General features: G+C 56.2%; 15 protein-coding genes and 4 pseudogenes. 8 read left to right on the top strand and 11 right to left on the bottom strand.

Translation table 11 applies throughout. From position 1 onward, the window contains the following. The first annotated feature begins 21 nt into the window (after positions 1-21). Positions 22-225, top strand: a complete 204-nt coding sequence (locus AC0L7U_RS09800) for a Trm112 family protein (RefSeq protein ID WP_473690292.1) — start codon at positions 22-24, stop codon at positions 223-225. Positions 226-334: 109 nt separating this feature from the next. On the opposite strand, the gene AC0L7U_RS09795 is transcribed toward AC0L7U_RS09800, so the two are convergent. Next, complete coding sequence (locus AC0L7U_RS09795) at positions 335-625, bottom strand: YggT family protein (protein ID WP_473690290.1); 291 nt, start codon at positions 623-625, stop codon at positions 335-337. A gap of 277 nt (positions 626-902) precedes the next feature. On the opposite strand from AC0L7U_RS09795, the gene AC0L7U_RS09790 reads away from it, so the two are divergent. After that, positions 903-1709, top strand: a complete 807-nt coding sequence (locus AC0L7U_RS09790) for a MipA/OmpV family protein (RefSeq protein WP_473690288.1) — start codon at positions 903-905, stop codon at positions 1707-1709. A gap of 287 nt (positions 1710-1996) precedes the next feature. Here AC0L7U_RS09790 and AC0L7U_RS09785 read toward each other — a convergent pair whose 3' ends face one another. Next, positions 1997-2845 (bottom strand): pentapeptide repeat-containing protein, encoded by an 849-nt coding sequence (locus AC0L7U_RS09785; RefSeq protein ID WP_473690286.1) that lies wholly within the window; start codon positions 2843-2845, stop codon positions 1997-1999. Positions 2846-3092: 247 nt separating this feature from the next. Between AC0L7U_RS09785 and AC0L7U_RS09780 the strand changes: the two genes are divergently transcribed. Further along, positions 3093-3239, top strand: a complete 147-nt coding sequence (locus AC0L7U_RS09780) for a hypothetical protein (protein WP_473690284.1) — start codon at positions 3093-3095, stop codon at positions 3237-3239. An 11-nt stretch (positions 3240-3250) separates the two neighbouring features. On the opposite strand, the pseudogene AC0L7U_RS09775 reads toward AC0L7U_RS09780, so the two are convergent. Beyond that, positions 3251-4421: pseudogene (locus AC0L7U_RS09775) on the bottom strand (patatin-like phospholipase family protein). 57 nt (positions 4422-4478) lie between these two features. Continuing rightward, positions 4479-5261 (bottom strand): 3-hydroxybutyrate dehydrogenase, encoded by a 783-nt coding sequence (locus tag AC0L7U_RS09770; protein ID WP_473690282.1) that lies wholly within the window; start codon positions 5259-5261, stop codon positions 4479-4481. A gap of 473 nt (positions 5262-5734) precedes the next feature. Here AC0L7U_RS09770 and ispG point away from each other — a divergent pair. The 3 genes and pseudogenes from ispG to AC0L7U_RS09755 all read left to right on the top strand — a co-directional run bounded on the left by ispG (position 5735) and on the right by AC0L7U_RS09755 (position 8784). Continuing rightward, a pseudogene (ispG, locus tag AC0L7U_RS09765) lies at positions 5735-7007 on the top strand (flavodoxin-dependent (E)-4-hydroxy-3-methylbut-2-enyl-diphosphate synthase). A 116-nt stretch (positions 7008-7123) separates the two neighbouring features. Then, on the top strand, positions 7124-8062 hold the full coding sequence (gene pdxY / locus AC0L7U_RS09760; protein ID WP_473690280.1) for a pyridoxal kinase: 939 nt from the start codon (positions 7124-7126) through the stop codon (positions 8060-8062). After that, a complete protein-coding gene (locus AC0L7U_RS09755) occupies positions 8059-8784 on the top strand; it encodes a DUF429 domain-containing protein (protein WP_473690278.1) in 726 nt (241 codons plus the stop codon). Before pdxY ends, AC0L7U_RS09755 begins: the two co-directional genes overlap by 4 nt. A 121-nt stretch (positions 8785-8905) precedes the next feature. Here the strand turns inward: AC0L7U_RS09755 and AC0L7U_RS09750 are convergent, their stop codons facing one another. The 4 genes and pseudogenes from AC0L7U_RS09750 to AC0L7U_RS09735 all read right to left on the bottom strand — a co-directional run bounded on the left by AC0L7U_RS09750 (position 8906) and on the right by AC0L7U_RS09735 (position 12705). Beyond that, entirely contained in the window at positions 8906-9868 is a 963-nt protein-coding gene (locus AC0L7U_RS09750; protein WP_473690276.1) for a hypothetical protein, read from the bottom strand. A 100-nt stretch (positions 9869-9968) separates the two neighbouring features. Next, the gene (locus tag AC0L7U_RS09745) at positions 9969-10274 is read right to left on the bottom strand and encodes a hypothetical protein (protein ID WP_473690274.1); all 306 of its coding nucleotides are present in this window, start codon (positions 10272-10274) and stop codon (positions 9969-9971) included. Between the two features lie 303 nt (positions 10275-10577). Next, a pseudogene (locus AC0L7U_RS09740) lies at positions 10578-11535 on the bottom strand (acetyl-CoA carboxylase carboxyltransferase subunit alpha). 348 nt (positions 11536-11883) lie between these two features. Next, a complete protein-coding gene (locus AC0L7U_RS09735; RefSeq protein ID WP_473690272.1) occupies positions 11884-12705 on the bottom strand; it encodes a DUF3108 domain-containing protein in 822 nt (273 codons plus the stop codon). A gap of 349 nt (positions 12706-13054) precedes the next feature. Between AC0L7U_RS09735 and rpmB the strand changes: the two genes are divergently transcribed. Together rpmB and AC0L7U_RS09725 are read left to right on the top strand one after the other, a co-directional pair. After that, the gene (gene rpmB, locus AC0L7U_RS09730; RefSeq protein WP_473690270.1) at positions 13055-13357 is read left to right on the top strand and encodes a 50S ribosomal protein L28; all 303 of its coding nucleotides are present in this window, start codon (positions 13055-13057) and stop codon (positions 13355-13357) included. A 31-nt stretch (positions 13358-13388) separates the two neighbouring features. Beyond that, on the top strand, positions 13389-14042 hold the full coding sequence (locus AC0L7U_RS09725) for a VUT family protein (RefSeq protein WP_473690268.1): 654 nt from the start codon (positions 13389-13391) through the stop codon (positions 14040-14042). A gap of 96 nt (positions 14043-14138) precedes the next feature. Here AC0L7U_RS09725 and AC0L7U_RS09720 read toward each other — a convergent pair whose 3' ends face one another. The 3 genes and pseudogenes from AC0L7U_RS09720 to cobT form a co-directional block, all read right to left on the bottom strand. Beyond that, positions 14139-14741, bottom strand: a complete 603-nt coding sequence (locus tag AC0L7U_RS09720; protein ID WP_473690266.1) for an esterase-like activity of phytase family protein — start codon at positions 14739-14741, stop codon at positions 14139-14141. Further along, the gene (locus AC0L7U_RS09715; RefSeq protein ID WP_473690264.1) at positions 14680-15258 is read right to left on the bottom strand and encodes an esterase-like activity of phytase family protein; all 579 of its coding nucleotides are present in this window, start codon (positions 15256-15258) and stop codon (positions 14680-14682) included. The genes AC0L7U_RS09720 and AC0L7U_RS09715 overlap by 62 nt, the downstream gene beginning before the upstream one ends. Before the next feature lie 29 nt (positions 15259-15287). After that, positions 15288-17215, bottom strand: a pseudogene (gene cobT / locus AC0L7U_RS09710) (cobaltochelatase subunit CobT). Positions 17216-17218 lie beyond the last annotated feature (3 nt).

Below are 17218 nucleotides of genomic sequence, written 5' to 3'. Positions count from 1 at the left end.
TGTCGGAGAGTGGGAGTTGGAATGTCTTTGGAAGATGAAAAGGCGTCGGAGCGTCAAGTGGATCGCAAGCTGCTGGAATTGTTGGTCTGTCCGTTGACCAAGACGACCCTCGAATATGATGCCGACCGGCAGGAGCTGATCTCCCACGCAGCCAAGCTGGCCTATCCAATCCGCAATGGCATTCCGATCATGTTGGTCGACGAGGCCCGCGAGATCGAGACCTGAATGACAAAAAGCCCGGGGACAACGTCCACCGGGCTTTTTTGCCTGATCTCACATCTCCAGTTGCGTGACCTCGTCAGCCAGGGCGACGAGATTCTCTGCGCGGTTGCGGTCAGGGGACGTTGAAATAGATGTACTTGATGATGATGTTCTGGATCAGGAAGATAATCAGCAACAGAACGATTGGTGACAGATCAAGACCGCCCATGCTTGGCAGGACGCGGCGGATGGGCCGCAGCAACGGTTCTGTCAGATTGTAGAGGGTCTGGCCAATCATGGCGACAACCTGGTTGTGGCCGTTGACGATGTTCAAGGTGTAGAGCCACGAGAAGATGGCGCTTGCGATGATCACGTAGGTGTAAAGGCGCAGCACCAGCAGTACAACGTCGAGAATTGCTTGCATAAGTTCGTCCAGGACCTGTCGTTAAGTGTGAGCTATCATGTAGCTTTCATGGCGGTGCTTCGCAAGCATAACCGTGAAAAGGGTCGGCAACACAGTTGAGTGATTGCCGACAGGGTTACCAGCTTGACCTATGGCGATGTGTGACTTTTTGCGCGCACCCGAGCGCTATTGCGTTGCGGTAAAGGCCTCATGCGTGCGTTACATGTTTAAAAGGTTTCTCTGATATTCTAGAGTGGAGCGAATAAATTCAGGGTTTTGACGGATGGGACAAAGCGTGATGAAAAAATGGCTGATCTGCGGTGTTAGCTTTGGGCTGGCCGCTCTCGCCGGATCTGGCGTGGCAATGGCCCAGGACGGTGTGACCCATGCGACGCCGACTGCCAGCCACCAGTACACCATTGATCTGGGGCTTGGTGCATCGATTTCGCCAAAGTACCCGGCTGCAAAATCCTATCAGGTCTCGCCTGTTCCTCTGTTTTTGGTTAGCCGCTTCTATCTGCCGATCTTCGGACAGGTGGCAGATGGTTCGACACCAAGCGGTTTTTTCCTGTTCCCGTCCTTTAATTTCGTTGGCTCGCGCAGCGCATCGGATGATGCGTCTCTGACCGGCACGCATAAGGTCGACTGGGCACTTGAACTCGGCTTGGGAGCTGGCTTCCGCACAGAGCATTTCCTTGCGTTCGCAACCCTGCGTCAGGGCATCAACGGCCATACCGGGCAGGTCGGTGAACTCGGTTTTGACGGTATCTGGCCTGTGACGGACCGCTTCTCTCTGAGCGTTGGCCCGCGTTTGGCACTTGCCTCTGAAAATTACATGGATACCTACTTCGGCGTCTCTGCGTCGGAAGCTGCGGCAAGTGGTGGTCGCCTGCGTGAATATCATCCTGACGGGGGCTTCAAGTCTGTCGGGTTGGCGGCGACAGGGACCTATGACCTGTCTGACAGCTGGAAAGTTCATCTCACTGGACGCTATGATCGTCTTGTTGGCGATGCGGCTGACAGCCCGATTGCCGATGCAGGCAGCAAGAACGCTTTCAGCGTTCAAACAGGCCTGACATACCGCTTCTCGTTTGATCTGTTTTAAAGGTGAAGTCTGGCGCCTGATCCTTGGGCGCCGCAGAGCTTTGCAAACAGGTTCTTGAAAATGACCGCCCGCAGTCCTGCTGTCGGGCGGTTTTTTGTGTTTTTAATGCTGCACGAAACGCATGATCCACCCCCTTATTTCCTTTGCAAGGGGAGACAGGCTGCCGCGACAGGTGTGGGAGTGGGAGAGTTCTATGAAGGCGACCGTGTACAATCCGTGTACGTATCTGCCTTGGGGGTCGCGCTAAGAAATACAGTTGGAGCCTTACGGCTATCTTTTGAGCCGCTTCAGTAATCCGCGTTGTCGATGATGTCGCTCTGGTCTTCAGACGAGCAGGCTTCCAGCTTGATATTGCTTGGCAGGCGCGTGGTAGAATCGCCGCAGGCTCCAATAACGCGTCTCGGGTCCAGACCCGTCGCGCCGGTTAGATCGGCTCCGGTCAGATTGGTGTGTCTAAGGAGGGCGCCGGAGAAGTTGACATTCCTCAGATTTGCGCCGGAAAAATCTGCGCTGGAGAGGCGCACGTTGCTCAAATCTGCGCCGGAGAAAATTGCATTCCGCGCATTGACGCGGTCAAGATTGGAGCTCTCAAGCTGTGCGCCCGACAGATTGGCGTTTTCCAGTGTCGTGCGTTCCATGCTGCTATGGCTCAATTTCGTACCGATGAATTGAGCGCCTTTGGCATTGGCCCGCACAAAATAGGAATGGCGCATGTCCGCGTGGGAAAAATCGGCTTTGAGCAGTGCTGTTTCGTTCAGGTCACTGTCCCGCATGTCTGCATTGCGCAGAGTTGCGTTGGACAGGTCAGCTTTTTCAAAATCTGCACCGCGCATCTGGCTGTTTGACAGATCGCTCCCCGAGAAGTTGCCTTTCTCCAGTTCTGTGCGGCGTAGATCGGAGCCGTGCAGATTGGAATTGACAATTCGGGTGCCTTTCAAATCGGCTTCACGGAAGTTGGTGCCATTGAAATTGCCGCCCGAAAGCGAGAGTTTCCGCAATTCGCGCAAGCGCAGATTGCAACCGGGGCATCCGCCTTTCGCAATGATCTGCGAGATGGGGGTCTTGGAAATCGGCTGCATCATCGAGACAGGGTGCATGTAGCACCACAGGATGAGCACAACGCCCAACAACAGCATGATAAGGATCACTGCGGCGGCAAGGAATTGAGCCTTTCCGAAAGGACTTGGCTTATCTGGTTCCTTGTATCGTGCGCGCATAGCCTTTTGACCTCGGCTTTTTCGTACGTCCTGAAATGGGTTACTGACGAAAACCATTTGCGCAACTCGGCTACTGATCAGACGATCTTCCTACAAGATGTGTTCTTGTAAACCGCATCTTGCAAGAGAAGCCAAGGCATTTGTCTATTAAATCAAGAAAAGTGGCATGGAAGAAGCGGCAAGTCGCAGATGCCAAGCTTCTTCCATCCACTATTTGCTGACGACGCACAACCTAACAATCAGCAAGGTTGATCCTGGTCCAAAAGCCTTGCCAATTGGTTTTCAAAACAAGCTTTTTATGTCTGAAGTTTGATTTTTTATTCTTCAATGTTTTGATTTCATTAGGATATTGAAGTCGAACTGTTGCAAATTGCGAGTTTGGGCGAAGGCTTTATTAAAGAAGCGACGGCTTGGTCTTTGCCTGACATGGCAAGCGCTCTGGTCATTCGAATTCAGCTTAGAGTCGAGTGTCGAGCGTTCCCCAACCGCGTCATAATTTTCTTCAACCCAAGCGCTGGCCGCCCTGCGGCCAATTTCCTTGAGCTCGCACAGGAACGACCATTCCGCATTCATTTTAGAAGATGCCATGAGCGGTTTCAGACCGTCGGCGGCGATCCGGTGCATGTGCACCTTGCTGTAGTCGCTTTCCGGCAAGAGGCCTTGTTCGATGAGGCGGCTGACGAAGTTGATCGAACGCAACTCGCGCAGAAGGGTCGAATTGAAAGTGATCTCATTCAGCCGATTAAGGATCTCACGGGCAGAGCGTGGCAACTCGCGACGTTCTACCGGATTGATCTGGATCAGCAGAACATCCTTGGTTTCGGTCTCGTAAAACAGCGGGTAAATTGGCGGGTTGCCCATATACCCGCCATCCCAGTAGGCCTCGCCGTCGATCTCAACAGCGTGATAGAGATGTGGCAGGCAGGCGGATGCCATCACGGCGTCCAGCGTGATTTCCTCGCCCTCAAAGACCTTGATCTTGCCAGTGTAGACATTGGTGGCAGAGATGAAAAGCTTGATGCCATCACACGCTTGAACCTTGTCGAAGTCCACAACCTTGTCGACGATGTCTTTAAGTGGATTGATATTGAGCGGATTGAACTCATAGGGCGATGCAAAGCGCGAGATCAGATCGAACATCAGATAACTCGGCGAGAAATCGAGACTCCATTGCCCCAATGCCATGTCGGCAGGAGACCGCTTGACTGGGTTCAGAAAGGAATTGAAGCTGATGGACCGCCAGAAATTCTCAAGCTGTTGGCGCGCGCCTTCCGCCCCACCTTCTTGAAATCCATGTCTCAAGGACAACGGCATTCATGGCACCGGCTGACGTCCCGGAAACACCGTCGATGAGGAAGCGGTCGTCCTCCAGAAGCCAGTCGAGAACACCCCATGTGAAAGCGCCGTGAGCGCCTCCGCCCTGAAGGGCAAGATTGATGCGTTTCGCCTTGGATGCAGCCACGTCAGATACTCCGTATGCAGGAGAAAGCGACAATCGCCGCACCGCATGAAAACGGCACGGGCGATTGCATAGGACAGGAGAGGGACTGCGTCAGTGCGCGGTCCAGCCCCCGTCCATGGGGAGGGCTGCGCCTGTGATGGAGGCGGCGGCATCCGAACACAGGAACACAGCGAAATCTGCGACCTGTTCAACAGTGACGAACTTCTTGGTCGGCTGAGCATCCAACAGCACGTCGCGCTTGACCTCTTCTTCGGTCATGTTGCGGGATTTCATGGTGTCGGGGATCTGTGCTTCAACAAGCGGTGTCCAGACGTAGCCCGGGCAAATCGCATTGACGGTGATGTTGTTCTCGGCGACTTCCAGCGCGATGGTTTTTGTCAGTCCGGCAATGCCGTGTTTGGCGGCGACATAGGCCGACTTGAACGGCGAGGCAACAAGGGCATGGGCTGATGCAGTATTGATGATGCGACCCCAACCCTGTTTTTTCATGATAGGCACGGCCGTGTGCATGGTGTGGAAGGCCGAGGATAGGTTGATCCCGATGATGGCGTCCCATTTTTCGACGGGGAACTCTTCAATCGGCGCCACGTATTGAATACCGGCGTTGTTCACGAGCACATCCAGGCTGCCAAATTTTTCGGCGGCTTCCAGGATCATCGCCTTAATCTCTTCGGGCTTTAGCATGTTGGCGGGGGAGTAATGGCAATTGACGGAAAAGTCGGTCTCGATCGACCGTCGCGTCTTTTCGATCTCGTCCGCGTCGCCAAGTCCGTTGATGACGATGTTGGCTCCCTGAGCAGCAAAGGCGCGGGCGTAAGCCAGCCCGATGCCGGACGTTGAGCCCGTGATAAGTGCAGTCTTGCCTTTCAACATCTTCCATTCTCCCTTTTGGTGTGTCCTTGCCATGATATATGCATTGCAACACAACCTTTGAATGATCTTTCCAAAAATTCACGTTTTAGGCGACCTTCAGTCTCACGCAGAACGCTGTTGCACTGCAAAGGTTCAAGCCTTTTGCGGGGCAAACGAGATCGGCTAAGAAAGAAGCAGCAGATCTCGGGCAAAACTGTGTCGCAAGGCGAAGCCGACAATTTTCTGGTTGGGTGCGCGCTTTTGGGCTGCTGTGATGAACGCAGAAAAGGAGTGACCGTGCAGCGGTTGGGTCGGATCAGTGGAACAAGGGTTTTGGACAGGAGCAGAAAGCTGGCAAAGGGCTGGGGCGTTGCCTCTTTCCGAAACGCTTGTGCTCGAAGAACGTGCAGGCACGTGTTGTAACGGGTTTGAACTTGCCCGCCTTTCGGCTTATGTGTCCTAGCAAGACTTCAATCTGGACTGGTCAATTCTCAATGATCGATAATTTTGCAAAGCCACGCCCCCGGAGATACTCGGTTCCGGTGAAGGTTGGGTCGGTCACCGTTGGCGGCGATGCGCCGGTCGTCGTGCAGTCGATGACGAACACGGACACGGCCGATGCGGATGCGACCGTAGCGCAGGTTGCAGCGCTGGCTCAGGCCGGGTCTGAAATCGTGCGCATTACGGTGGACCGGCCGGAAGCCGCAGCACAGGTGGCCCGCATTCGTGAGCGACTGGACCGGATCGGCGTCACTGTGCCACTGGTGGGCGATTTCCATTATATTGGTCACAAGCTTTTGACCGATTATCCCGATTGTGCCGCTGCGCTTGACAAGTATCGCATCAATCCCGGCAACGTTGGTTTCAAGGCGAAGCGGGACACGCAATTCTCGCAGATCATTGATCTTGCGCAGAAATACGACAAGCCGGTGCGTATTGGTGTTAACTGGGGGTCGCTCGATCAGGAGTTGTTGACCCGGTTGATGGATGAAAACTCCGCCAGTGCCACTCCGATTTCTGCCGCAGCCGTGATGCGTGAGGCGATTATTCAATCCGGTCTGTTGTCGGCGCAACGGGCTGAGGATCTGGGGATGGGGCGTGACAAGATCATTCTGTCCGCCAAAGTGTCTCAGGTTCAGGATCTGATTGCTGTCTATGCCGATCTGGCGGAGCGCTGCGATTATGCCTTGCATCTGGGGCTGACCGAGGCCGGGATGGGCACCAAGGGCATTGTCTCGTCGGCGGCGTCTATGGGGATGCTGTTGCAGCAGGGGATTGGTGACACGATCCGTGTTTCGCTGACACCTGAGCCCGGCGGTGATCGCACGCGGGAAGTTCAGGTGGCGCAAGAGCTGTTACAGGTGATGGGCTTCCGCTCGTTTGTACCGGTCGTCGCAGCCTGTCCGGGGTGCGGACGCACCACCTCGACGGTATTTCAGGAACTGGCAAGCGACATTCAAAACCATTTGCGGCAGTCAATGCCGGTGTGGCGCGAGAAATATCCGGGAGTTGAAGGGCTGAACGTGGCGGTGATGGGCTGTATCGTCAACGGGCTATAGTGAATCCAAACACGCCGACATCGGTATTTCTCTGCCGGGAACTGGCGAAGTTCCCTCGGCTCCGGTCTTTATTGATGGTGAGAAGGTCACAACGCTACGCGGCGCTGGCATTGCCGACGAGTTCAAGGGCATGGTTCTGACTTACATCGAGCAACGCTTCGGTATCGGAAATGCCGCACAGCCGAGTGAAAAAGTTGATGCAGAGTGAGCCAGTCGCTTGGCTTGAACGTATTATCAAGCATCTCGAGCGTTGTTCGGGATGGTGTTCTATTAAGGCGTCTTTTTTGAAGTCGTCCTAAAATATGAAGTGAAGACCAAAGAAAAATGAGCCCGAATGGTGCCGCTCCTCAAGCTGGAAAAAAACCGGCTATCCTTGTTCTTACGTCGCAAGTCGTGCGCGGTGGCCTGAGTGGCCGCGCGCAGACTTTTGCATTGCAACGGCTCGGTTATCCGGTCTGGTTTATGCCGACGGTTCTTCTGCCTTGGCATCCGGGGCAGGGTCCCGGGACGCGGCAGACGATTGACCCGGATGTATTTTCCGCATTTGTTGATGATCTATGCGGCTCTGACAAATTGTCCGAGGTTGGAGCCGTGATGAGCGGCTACCTCGGCCATCCGGCGCAGGCTGCAGAGATTGCGCGACTGGTCGGGGCCGTCAAGGAGAGGTCGCCAGAGGCTGTTTTCCTGTGTGACCCTGTGCTGGGCGACAATATGAAGGAAAGCCACCACGGGCTCTACGTGCCGCAGGCAACGGCGGAAGCCGTGCGGGATGAATTGCTGCCACTTGGCGATTGGGCCACTCCAAATCGTTTTGAATTGGGCTGGTTGAGCGGTCGCGACATCGAGACGGAAACAGATGCCGTATCGGCGGCCCGTCTCCTGCTGGAGCAGAAGACACCCCGGCAGGGTTTGATTGTCACATCGGCGCCTGCCATGCGGCGCAATTCGATCTCTAATGTTCTGGTCCATGACAAGACGGTCACCGCGTTTGAACATGCCGCGTTGGTCAATCCGCCGCAGGGAACCGGAGATATGTTTTCCGCCATGTTACTGGCGCGTCTTCTGGCTGGGCAAAGCCCTGAAACCAGTGTCGAAAAGGCTGCAGCGGGAACATTCGAAATGGTCGCTCGCAGTCTTAAGCAGGGATCGGACGAGATGCTTTTGGCAGCGGAGCAGATTTCCATTGAAAAGCCGATGACGCTGATCGCAAGCCGTCGTGTCATGGAAGTCCGTAAGCCAGCCAAGACTGGCGGACAGGAATGAGTATGCGCATTGCAGGAGTAGACGGCTGCAAGGCAGGTTGGGTTTGCATTGTTGCGGACCCGGATGATTTCAACAGCTGCGAAACCGTTGTTGTCGAGACGTTCGCCGAACTGCTGGAACGGTTTGCGGATGTGGCGGTGTTTGCCGTGGACATGCCCATCGGGTTGCCTGAAATGATCAGCAACGCCGGTCGTTCCGCCGATGCCGCGGCTCGTGCGTGTCTTGGCGCGCGCCAATCCTCTGTTTTTTCAATGCCTTCCCGTTCTGCCGTCTTTGCCGAAAGCTACGAGCAGTCCTGCCAGTCAGCGCTGGAAACCTCGGATCCGGCCCGCAAGGTGTCGCGTCAGGGCTTTCACCTTTTTCCCAAGGTGCGGGAATTGGATAAGCTGATGTCACCGGATCTGGAAGATCGGATCTTTGAGGTGCATCCTGAACTTGGCTTCTGGCGATTGAACGGCGAGCAGGAAATGCCCTTGCCCAAGAAAATCAAAGGGCGTGCCAATGAAGCGGGGTTGGCTGAACGTCGACGACTGCTGACAGCGGAAGGGGTTCCAATTTCCGTGTTTGAACAGTCCCGCGTGAGCGGGGTTGGTGCTGATGATGTGGTGGACGCTGCCGTATGCCTGCTGATCGCAAATCGGATCTTGTTAGGTAAGGCGCGGCCGTTTCCTCAGCCCTTTGAGCGCGATAAGCGGGGCCTGCGCATCGCGATCTGGGCGTAGGCCAAACACGCTCCCTCCACAATGTTTCAACAGGTTGTCCCCGCGCAGCGCAGCGCGAGGATGTGCCGGTGTGTCTGGACTGGTTTGGGTCTTAGGCTTGATTAAGGCCTGAAGTTGTGGATCAGGGTTTGGCTTGCGGAGTGACGTCAACCGAGGCGGTGGCCGCCGAAGCGCTGTTGCTATCAGATGTTGTTTCACTCTTGGCAGGCGCATCGCCTGCGGCTGTGGCGACGGGGGGCGGAGCGACGGGTGTTTGTGATGTGTCACCGCTCCCGAACAGACGCTTGAAGAACCCTCCGGATTTCGGCTTGCCCCCGGCGGGTTCCTGATAAGCGGACCCACTTGCCGTCGCCGGCTTGGCATCCGGCGCAACTGCCACCGTTGTTGGTGGTGTGGCGGTGGTGGTTGCCTGAGCCGCCGTTGAAGTATCCGCAGCCTTCATCGCATCCGTTGGAATGGGTGTCATTTCGTCATCGGTTGCGGCCTTGGGCTTGCCGTCTTTCTTGTCGAAGGAAAACATATTGGCAATCTTCTTTTGCCGCTCTTCCCAACGCGCCTGACGTTCCTTGTCAGCAATATCGCGGGCCACCAGTTTGTCGAACTCGGCCTTGTCTTTCAGTTCCTTGCGCTGAACGAGGCTCTGGAGCGGCTCTGGAACCGTGTAGGCAGGGCATTTTGCAGTGGCGTTGAAGGATGTGCCCGGCGTGGTCAGATCTGCATCAAAAACGTATTTTTTCTCGCAGACGTCAATCTTCGGCGGCACTTTCGACACTTCAAAATGGTCATAGCCAACCTTGAGCATGCGCCAGAAAGGCATGTTCTCGTTGTCGTGATGTTTGGCCATGTTTTCTGGCGTCATGCGGAACGGGAAAGCTTCGACCTGGAATGTGCGCTGGCCACCACTGAAGGCGTCACGGGCGAGGGCGTAGATGTCCTGAACCTGTTCATCGGTCATGGCATAGCAACCGCGTGAGGAACATGCGCCATGCACCATGATGTTAGAGCCGGTGCGTCCATACGCCCGATCGAACTTGTTCGGATAGCCCATGTTAAAGGCCAGATAGTAGTTCGAATGCGGGTTCATCAGGCCCGGGGTAATCTCATAGAAACCTTCAGGTGCCTGACGATCCCCTTCTTTTTCTTCGGTCCGAGCTTGCCCGAATAAGAGCAGATCGTAAAACTGGTCAGGAGCGCGTAGCGACCGGAGCGTGTCTGTTTCCAGACTTGCGGGTAGCGTCTTCCTTGAAGATCTGGACCATGATCGGCGATTCACGATCCATGTTGAGATCGCTCATCTTGCGGATCAGGGAAGGCGAGACCGGGCGTTTGGCTTTCGGTCCCGAGCCCAGGTCGTCGACCTGACAGCCCGCAAGCAGGGAGCCTGCCAGACTTGCGACCAGAATAACGGCCAATGTCTTGAGAGAGGATCGTTTCAGGCCGGAAAGGCACTTAGCGAGCCAGCCAGCTTTCATCGGATGCCGATTAGCCATGTGGAATTTCCAGTTCAGCGTCAGTCAAAGGGGCGGCGGCTCTCATCCAGGAGGACACGCGGTCGCCCGGTATTGCGCGTTTAACGGTCATCGACACTATTCGCGATATGGTTGACGGAACGTTACAAGGCTTGTGTTCGGCAGGCAATAAAACCCTGTGTGAGCATTCTTGCCTTGCACCGAAATCGCAGGATGCCCAAATATGACAAAGAGCGCCCATGAAGGCGCCCGCTCTGTCTTTTTGCAATGTTTACAGGCTCTGTGGACGAGAGTGGAAAGTTCAACCGGCCATGCATTCTTGCCTTAGGCGAGTGTGCGGCCAATATTGATGAACTTTTCGCGGCGTTGCTTGCGCAAGGCTGCTGCATCCAGTTCGCCCAGTTCGCTCAGCGCTGTGTGAAGCGCATTCTCGACGTTTTTAAGAGCCATGCCACGGTCGCGGTGTGCGCCACCTGTCGGCTCCTTGATGATGTTGTCGATAACGCCAAGATGCAACAGATCCTGCGCGGTCACTTTCATGTTGGTCGCAGCGTCTTCTGCGCGGCCACTGTCACGCCACAGAATGGAGGCGGCGCCTTCCGGCGAAATCACCGAATAAATGGCATGTTCCAGCATCATGACCTTGTTTGTCGTGGCTAGAGCGATCGCGCCGCCGGATCCACCTTCGCCGATGATGATGGAGACGGTCGGTGTGCTCAGGCCCAAGCCCTTGTCCGTCGAGCGGGCAATGGCTTCTGCCTTAGCCACGTTCTTCTGCGCCCCGTCCCGGATATGCACCGGTGGTGTCGACGATGGAAACAACAGGCAGGCCGAAGCGCTCGGCCATATCCATGATGCGGACAGCCTTGCGGTAGCCTTCCGGGCGAGCCATGCCGAAATTGTGTTTCAGACGGCTTTTGGTATCCGCGCCTTTTTCCTGCGCGAGAATAGCCACCGGCTGACCCTGAAAGCGTCCAAGGCCTGCAAGGATGGCGTGGTCTTCTGCGTAGTTGCGGTCGCCAGCAAGAGCGGTGAAGTCAGTGATCAGACCCTTGACGTAATCGACACCATGCGGGCGGTCCGGATGGCGCGCGACCTGAGTTTTCTGCCAAGGCGTCAATCGGGTGTAAAGGTCCTGCAAGGTCTGCGACGACTTGGCCTTCAAACGCTGGATCTCGTCATCAACGTCTACGGCTTCTCCGCCTGCGGCCAAGGCGCGCAATTCCTGGATCTTGCCTTCAATGTCGGCGACTGGCTTTTCGAAATCCAAATAGCTGTGCATGTACTCGTAAACCTGAAACAAGCCGAGGATAAAGGCCTCGTTTGCGAGGCCCGAACTTGAGATATGTTCGTTGGTCGGAGTCTGCCCTTGCGGGCGCTCCGGAACCAAATCATCAGGTGGCTGTACCAAGAGACGGACGGATTAGCAAGAGCTGACCCCGTATCCTGGGGTGTGGCCCCATACGTGTGTTTCAAATAGTCGAGTAGATTTTCCTGCCTGTTAGGCGCGGATGCGCAGTAAACTGTCCGGTTTCAAGATGTCGCAACGACACAGACAGGAGAATCTGCCCGATCCTTTTTGGACGTCAAAACCGTGGCGATCCGTCTGCGTCAGACGGCTCAGCCGGGCCTAGCGGGCAGCCTGCTTGGAGACCGCATCATCCAGCGTGAGTTTGGTGGCTTCCACGACCAACTGACCTGTCGTCGTCTGGATGGAGATCCGGTAGGGGATGAGTGCGTTCTTGCCAGCCAGCGGGGCAAGCCATGTTTCCATCTGGGCGTCCTCCATATATTTGACGGACGGTTTGGACGGGCGATGGCCTGCGATGGGAATCCATTTGGCCTTGCAGATAACAACGGGGCCATCGTAGCCGTGGCCGGAAACCTCGCCCATCTTGTCGTAGCTTAATTTAACGTCGAAGCGCGTCCAGCCATCAAAGATCGGCAAAGTCCGGTCGCAGGCAGCTGGCCCCATGGCGTCCTTGCCTGCCTTCACGGGCATCAGCGCGGCGCTCAAGGGATCCATTGCGTTGTGACGATCTTTTTCCGTGACCTTGATGCGTTCCTTGTTGGGCTTGAAGTGCGGAATGACTTCCATCTGGCGAACGCTGCCCGACCCCTGTTTCAGGCCGACATAGAAGTCGATGCCCGAAGCATGCGACGCCATCTGGTACTTGGACGGCATGACCTTGGAGTTCAAAACCCAGCCCGAAGCTTCCGCGCCCCCCTTGCCGGTTGAAAACAACGTGCCAACGCCCGCAGGCTTCAAGCCGACCTTGGCGGAATAGGCGTTGCCCTGCACGACAAGCGACAGTGTTCCCTGGCCGATGGTGAAGCCCGCCAGGCTAATGGCATAAAGGCCTCCCACGCTCGTGGTCGCCGCAGTGGCTGGAACAGCCATGAGCGGGCAGGCACAGATTGACAGCAGCAGTGCGCCAACGCATGTCTTCAATTTCGCCACTCCAGAGTACTGCCTGCATGCAGGCTTTCATGTGCATCGCCGGGCATTTCGAGATCTTCGACCACCAATCGTATTTCTCTTGGTGGCGGTTTTGCAATTTGCTGATTGTTGGCGGTTATGGTAACTCGGGCGTTAACGAGGCTCTGAATTCTGCTCATTGTGCAGCAGAAACAGATTCTCGCATCCTCTGCCCTTGACGATCAGCCGCTTGGTGAGTATAGCAAGCCTGATTTTTCCGTACAGAAGCCGGAGACGCTGTAGTCGGACCTCGGTCCGCTCCCTTCCGGTTGCAACTGCCGGGTCCGTTTGTTGGGCCGGCCAAAAGATAAAAGGTGATATCATGGCACGCCGTTGCGAACTCTCCGGCAAAGACGTGATGACGGGCAATAACGTCTCTCACGCAAACAACCGCTCCCGCCGCCGGTTCCTGCCGAACCTCTGCGTCGTTTCTCTGATGAGCGACGCTCTCGGCCAGACTTTCCAGCTGCGCATCAGCGCACACGCACTGCGCTCTGTTGAGCACCGCGGTGGTCTGGATGCGTATCTTGCCAAGGCAACTGACGCACAGCTTTCCCAGAAAGCCCGTCAGATCAAGTCTTCGATCCGTCGTCAGCAGGCTGAAGCCGCTGTTGCTGCTGCCTGATCAGGCAATAGCGCGCTAGGGTTGATATGACATGATGGGTTCTTCGAACACGTCTGCAATTTCAGTCGCCATCGCGAGCCTCGCGATGGCGACTGTCGTTATTGCATCGAATTATCTGGTCCAGTTTCCCATTCAGGGGCATCTTGGTGCCGTGGATCTTTCGAACCTTTTGACGTTCGGGGCCTTTACCTATCCGGTTGCCTTTCTGGTTACCGACCTGACCAACCGCAAGCTTGGGGCCACGATGGCACGCCGGGTGGTGTTGGTTGGGTTTGTTTTTGCCGTGGTTTTGTCCATCTGGTTGTCCACCCCACGCATTGCGATTGCGTCGGGCTGTGCATTTCTATGCGGACAGCTGCTGGATGTGACGGTTTTTAACAAGCTGCGCCTGATGAGCTGGTGGAAAGCTCCGGTGATTTCATCGGTGATGGGCTCTGTTGTGGATACCGTGATTTTCTTCACTCTGTGTTTTTCAGCTTTTCTGGCTCCGCTGTTTGGTGGGCATGATGATTTTGCCGTTCAGAATGCGCCGCTCTTTGGAGCCTTTGCCGTCGAAGTTCCGCGCTGGGTTTACTGGGCATTGGGTGATTTTTCCGTCAAATTGATCGTCGCGCTGGTCATGCTTGCTCCTTATCGCATTCTCATGGCGACCCTGCGTCCGAGTCCGACTGCACAGGCTGTTTAAAGTCTGACCTTTCCCACATTTTGCTCACAGTTGATCAACAGGCTGCCCACAGGTCGTCCACTTGTAGGCGGCCCGTTTGCGTTTGGGCTTTCCGTGTCACTTGGCAGGGACAGAGGCCGTTGTGATCTTGAAGCGCAATAGCAAGGTGCGCTCGAGGATCGAACCATTGTCGTCGGACACCAGCGTCAGGATCGTGTCGCCAGAGGGCGCCTGCGTGATGGCAAGGCCTTCCATATTGTCGATCTGATCGCCAAAATCTGCCGTTAGCAGTACTTTTCCGCTCAATCTTGCCCCGGCCTTCAGGTTTTTCGCCTTGAAACGCCGCAACCGCATGCCAATCAGATCGCGCAGGTTGAAGCGGCGTTCCAGCAAAAGCATGTCACCGTCGGGCAGGAAATCCAGATCCGTTGCACTGAAATCGTCGCTGCGTGTGATGCGGAACGATTGTTCCTTATGACCCGGATGGATCAGAAAGCCGGGTAGATCTGCCTTTTTACCGTTTCCGTGTTCGGCAACCGCCACCAGTGTTCCAGCTAGGGGCGAGTTGTCCGGTGCCATTCTCATGGCTTCCAGGCCAGTATTGCGGGGGAGCGATCGAATGAATTTCGAAACCGGCACAGTGCCGCGCAAAGGCGCCTTACGATTTGTCAGCGGTACAGGCGTATTTATAGATCTTGTTGTCACCCTCGGTCGCAGCATAAAGCCAGCGCTCATCATGGGTGATGCTTTCAATGTCATGATGCCGCTTGCCGCGCAGGATATGTCCTTTTCCATCCCGTAAAAGAGCATAGCGGACATCGGTCAGATCCAGCGGTGTGCCATCGTCCTGCTGTTTGACGGTTGCGGTGATCCAGACGCCCTCATCCGAGGCCGTCAGGATGCGTTGTCCGTGGTCCAGCACGATCAGATTGGAAAAGCTGCCGATTTCGCTCGGGTGCGCGATAATGTCGAGGCCGCCGAGAAATGTTAAATCACCGAAGACCTTCTGGTCACTGCCGATCTGAAAATGCTTGATGCGGCTGACAGTGACTTTGCCCTGGGGCGCGTTTTTTAAAAGCGCGGGGACGGCGAGGGCCGTGGTTTGGGGGGCTGAAAGCGCGCTTGCGTTAATGCAAATCGACGCCAGTCCTGCCAGAACAGCCGTTAAAAGGATGTTTTTCCCCAGTCGTGGGGCGCTCTGTGTATATCCTGTGCGGAACGACCAGAGGGCGTTCATAGCGCCCCCTGGCATGTCGATGTGTTTTTTCACCGACGCACGCGGGGGCCTGCTGCCCGATTGCGCCGAGCGGCACGGGCGCTGCGTGGTGTGTTCTGCTCGTCATCAAACAGGTTGGCAAGTTGGTCGGTGATTGCGCCGGCCAACTCTTCCGCATCCATTATCGTCACGGCACGGCGGTAGTAGCGTGTGACATCATGGCCGATGCCAATGGCCAGCAACTCGACAGGCGAGCGCGTTTCAATGTCCTCGATGACATGACGCAAATGCCGTTCAAGATAGTTGCCGGGATTGACCGACAAGGTGCAATCGTCCACCGGCGCTCCATCCGAAATCATCATCAGAATACGGCGCTGTTCCGGGCGGGCCAAGAGGCGCTGGTGTGCCTAGGCCAGAGCTTCGCCGTCGATGTTTTCTTTCAAAAGGCCTTCGCGCATCATCAGGCCGAGATTGCGGCGTGATCGACGCCAATGAGCATCTGCTGATTTGTAGATAATGTGGCGCAGGTCATTCAGGCGGCCGGGCGATGGGGGCTTGCCAGCTCCAAGCCAGGCCTCCCGCGACTGTCCGCCTTTCCAGGCCTTGGTTGTGAAGCCAAGGATCTCGACCTTGACGCCGCAACGTTCCAGCGTGCGGGCCAGAATATCGGCGCATGTTGCTGCAACCGTGATCGGGCGACCGCGCATGGACCCGGAATTGTCGAGCAGCAGTGTGACCACTGTGTCGCGGAATTCGGTGTCGCGTTCCTGCTTGAAAGCCAGAGCCGCCATAGGGTCGGTAACGGCACGGGTCAGGCGGGCGGAATCCAGCAAACCTTCTTCCAGATCGAAGTCCCAGGAGCGGTTTTGCTGCGCCATCAGCTTGCGTTGCAGGCGGTTGGCCAAGCGTGAGACGGCGCCTTGCAGATGGACAAGCTGCTTGTCGAGAAAGCCGCGGAGGCGATCAAGTTCGGCTGCGTCGCACATGTCTTCCGCTGCAATCGTCTCGTCGAACTGTGTCGAGAAAACATGATAGTCGGAGACAGGCGGGCGGTTGCTGAAGGGCAATTCGCGGCTATCGCCTTCATTGGCATCTTCGGCGGCATCAGCCATCTGGTCTTCGGACATTTCGTCCATCTCGCCGTCGGCGGCTTCCTGCTCGCCTGCGTCTTCCTGGTCGCCGGACATTTCGCTGTCTTGCGGAGAGGCTTCCTGTTCGCCTTCGGCTTCGTCGTTGTCTGCGCCGGTTTCGGCCTCGTCGCTCTTGCCCTGGTCTTCACTTTGTTCCGGATCTTCACTCTCGTCCTGATTGGCCATTTCATCGGCCATGTCGAGAGACACCAGAAGATCGTAGATACTGTTGGCGAATTGGTCCTGATTGTCGATGGTGTCAGTCAGTTGGTCCAGTTTGGCGCCAGCCCGTGCTTCGACCCAACCACGCCAAAGATCCACCATCCGTGTAGCGCTTTCCGGCGGCTTGGCTCCGGTCAGGCGCTCGCGGACCATAAGAGAGATGGCATCTTTCAAAGGCGCTTCGTCGCGCGAGGAAATGTCAGCCGCCTTGGATTTCTCATAGCGATCATCCAGCATGGCCGTCAGATTGTCGGCAACGCCAGCCATGCGCCGGGACCCGAGGGCCTCGCAACGCGCCTGCTCGACCGCATCGTAGATGGCACGTGCATCGGCGCCATCTGGCGCGCGCTTGGCGTGGACCTTTGTGTCATGACACATGCAGGCGCAGCGCCATGGAATCGCCAAGGCCGCGGGCGACCGCCATTTCCTTCTTCGTCGGACGACGCGAAGGTTCTGGAAGCCGTACCGTTGTGCCGGACGAGGCCTGGACGGTCGCCGGAGAAGATGACCTCCAGGTCGCCTTGTAAGGACATTGCGCGCACCGTCCCCGTGACAGCTTCCTTGAACGGTTCTGTCGAGGGTAGGGGCATTTTGCCTGGTGTGGAGTTACTGCCCGGCCTGACCATGGC

The sequence above is a fragment of the Roseibium sp. 10G30-5 genome (genome assembly GCF_055809635.1).
The sequence above is the reverse complement of the archived record's forward strand: the minus strand, read 5'-3'. Positions and strand labels throughout refer to the sequence as shown.

Bases quoted from the DNA above. Each gene is read 5' to 3' on its own strand.
- AC0L7U_RS09800 (WP_473690292.1), top strand. From the start codon at position 22: ATGTCTTTGGAAGATGAAAAGGCGTCGGAGCGTCAAGTGGATCGCAAG.
- AC0L7U_RS09795 (WP_473690290.1), bottom strand. From the start codon at position 625: ATGCAAGCAATTCTCGACGTTGTACTGCTGGTGCTGCGCCTTTACACC.
- AC0L7U_RS09790 (WP_473690288.1), top strand. From the start codon at position 903: ATGAAAAAATGGCTGATCTGCGGTGTTAGCTTTGGGCTGGCCGCTCTC.
- AC0L7U_RS09785 (WP_473690286.1), bottom strand. From the start codon at position 2,845: ATGCTGTTGTTGGGCGTTGTGCTCATCCTGTGGTGCTACATGCACCCT.
- AC0L7U_RS09780 (WP_473690284.1), top strand. From the start codon at position 3,093: ATGGAAGAAGCGGCAAGTCGCAGATGCCAAGCTTCTTCCATCCACTAT.
- AC0L7U_RS09770 (WP_473690282.1), bottom strand. From the start codon at position 5,261: ATGTTGAAAGGCAAGACTGCACTTATCACGGGCTCAACGTCCGGCATC.
- pdxY (WP_473690280.1), top strand. From the start codon at position 7,124: ATGAGCCCGAATGGTGCCGCTCCTCAAGCTGGAAAAAAACCGGCTATC.
- AC0L7U_RS09755 (WP_473690278.1), top strand. From the start codon at position 8,059: ATGAGTATGCGCATTGCAGGAGTAGACGGCTGCAAGGCAGGTTGGGTT.
- AC0L7U_RS09750 (WP_473690276.1), bottom strand. From the start codon at position 9,868: ATGAACCCGCATTCGAACTACTATCTGGCCTTTAACATGGGCTATCCG.
- AC0L7U_RS09745 (WP_473690274.1), bottom strand. From the start codon at position 10,274: ATGGCTAATCGGCATCCGATGAAAGCTGGCTGGCTCGCTAAGTGCCTT.
- rpmB (WP_473690270.1), top strand. From the start codon at position 13,055: ATGGCACGCCGTTGCGAACTCTCCGGCAAAGACGTGATGACGGGCAAT.
- AC0L7U_RS09725 (WP_473690268.1), top strand. From the start codon at position 13,389: ATGATGGGTTCTTCGAACACGTCTGCAATTTCAGTCGCCATCGCGAGC.
- AC0L7U_RS09720 (WP_473690266.1), bottom strand. From the start codon at position 14,741: ATGCTGCGACCGAGGGTGACAACAAGATCTATAAATACGCCTGTACCG.
- AC0L7U_RS09715 (WP_473690264.1), bottom strand. From the start codon at position 15,258: ATGAACGCCCTCTGGTCGTTCCGCACAGGATATACACAGAGCGCCCCA.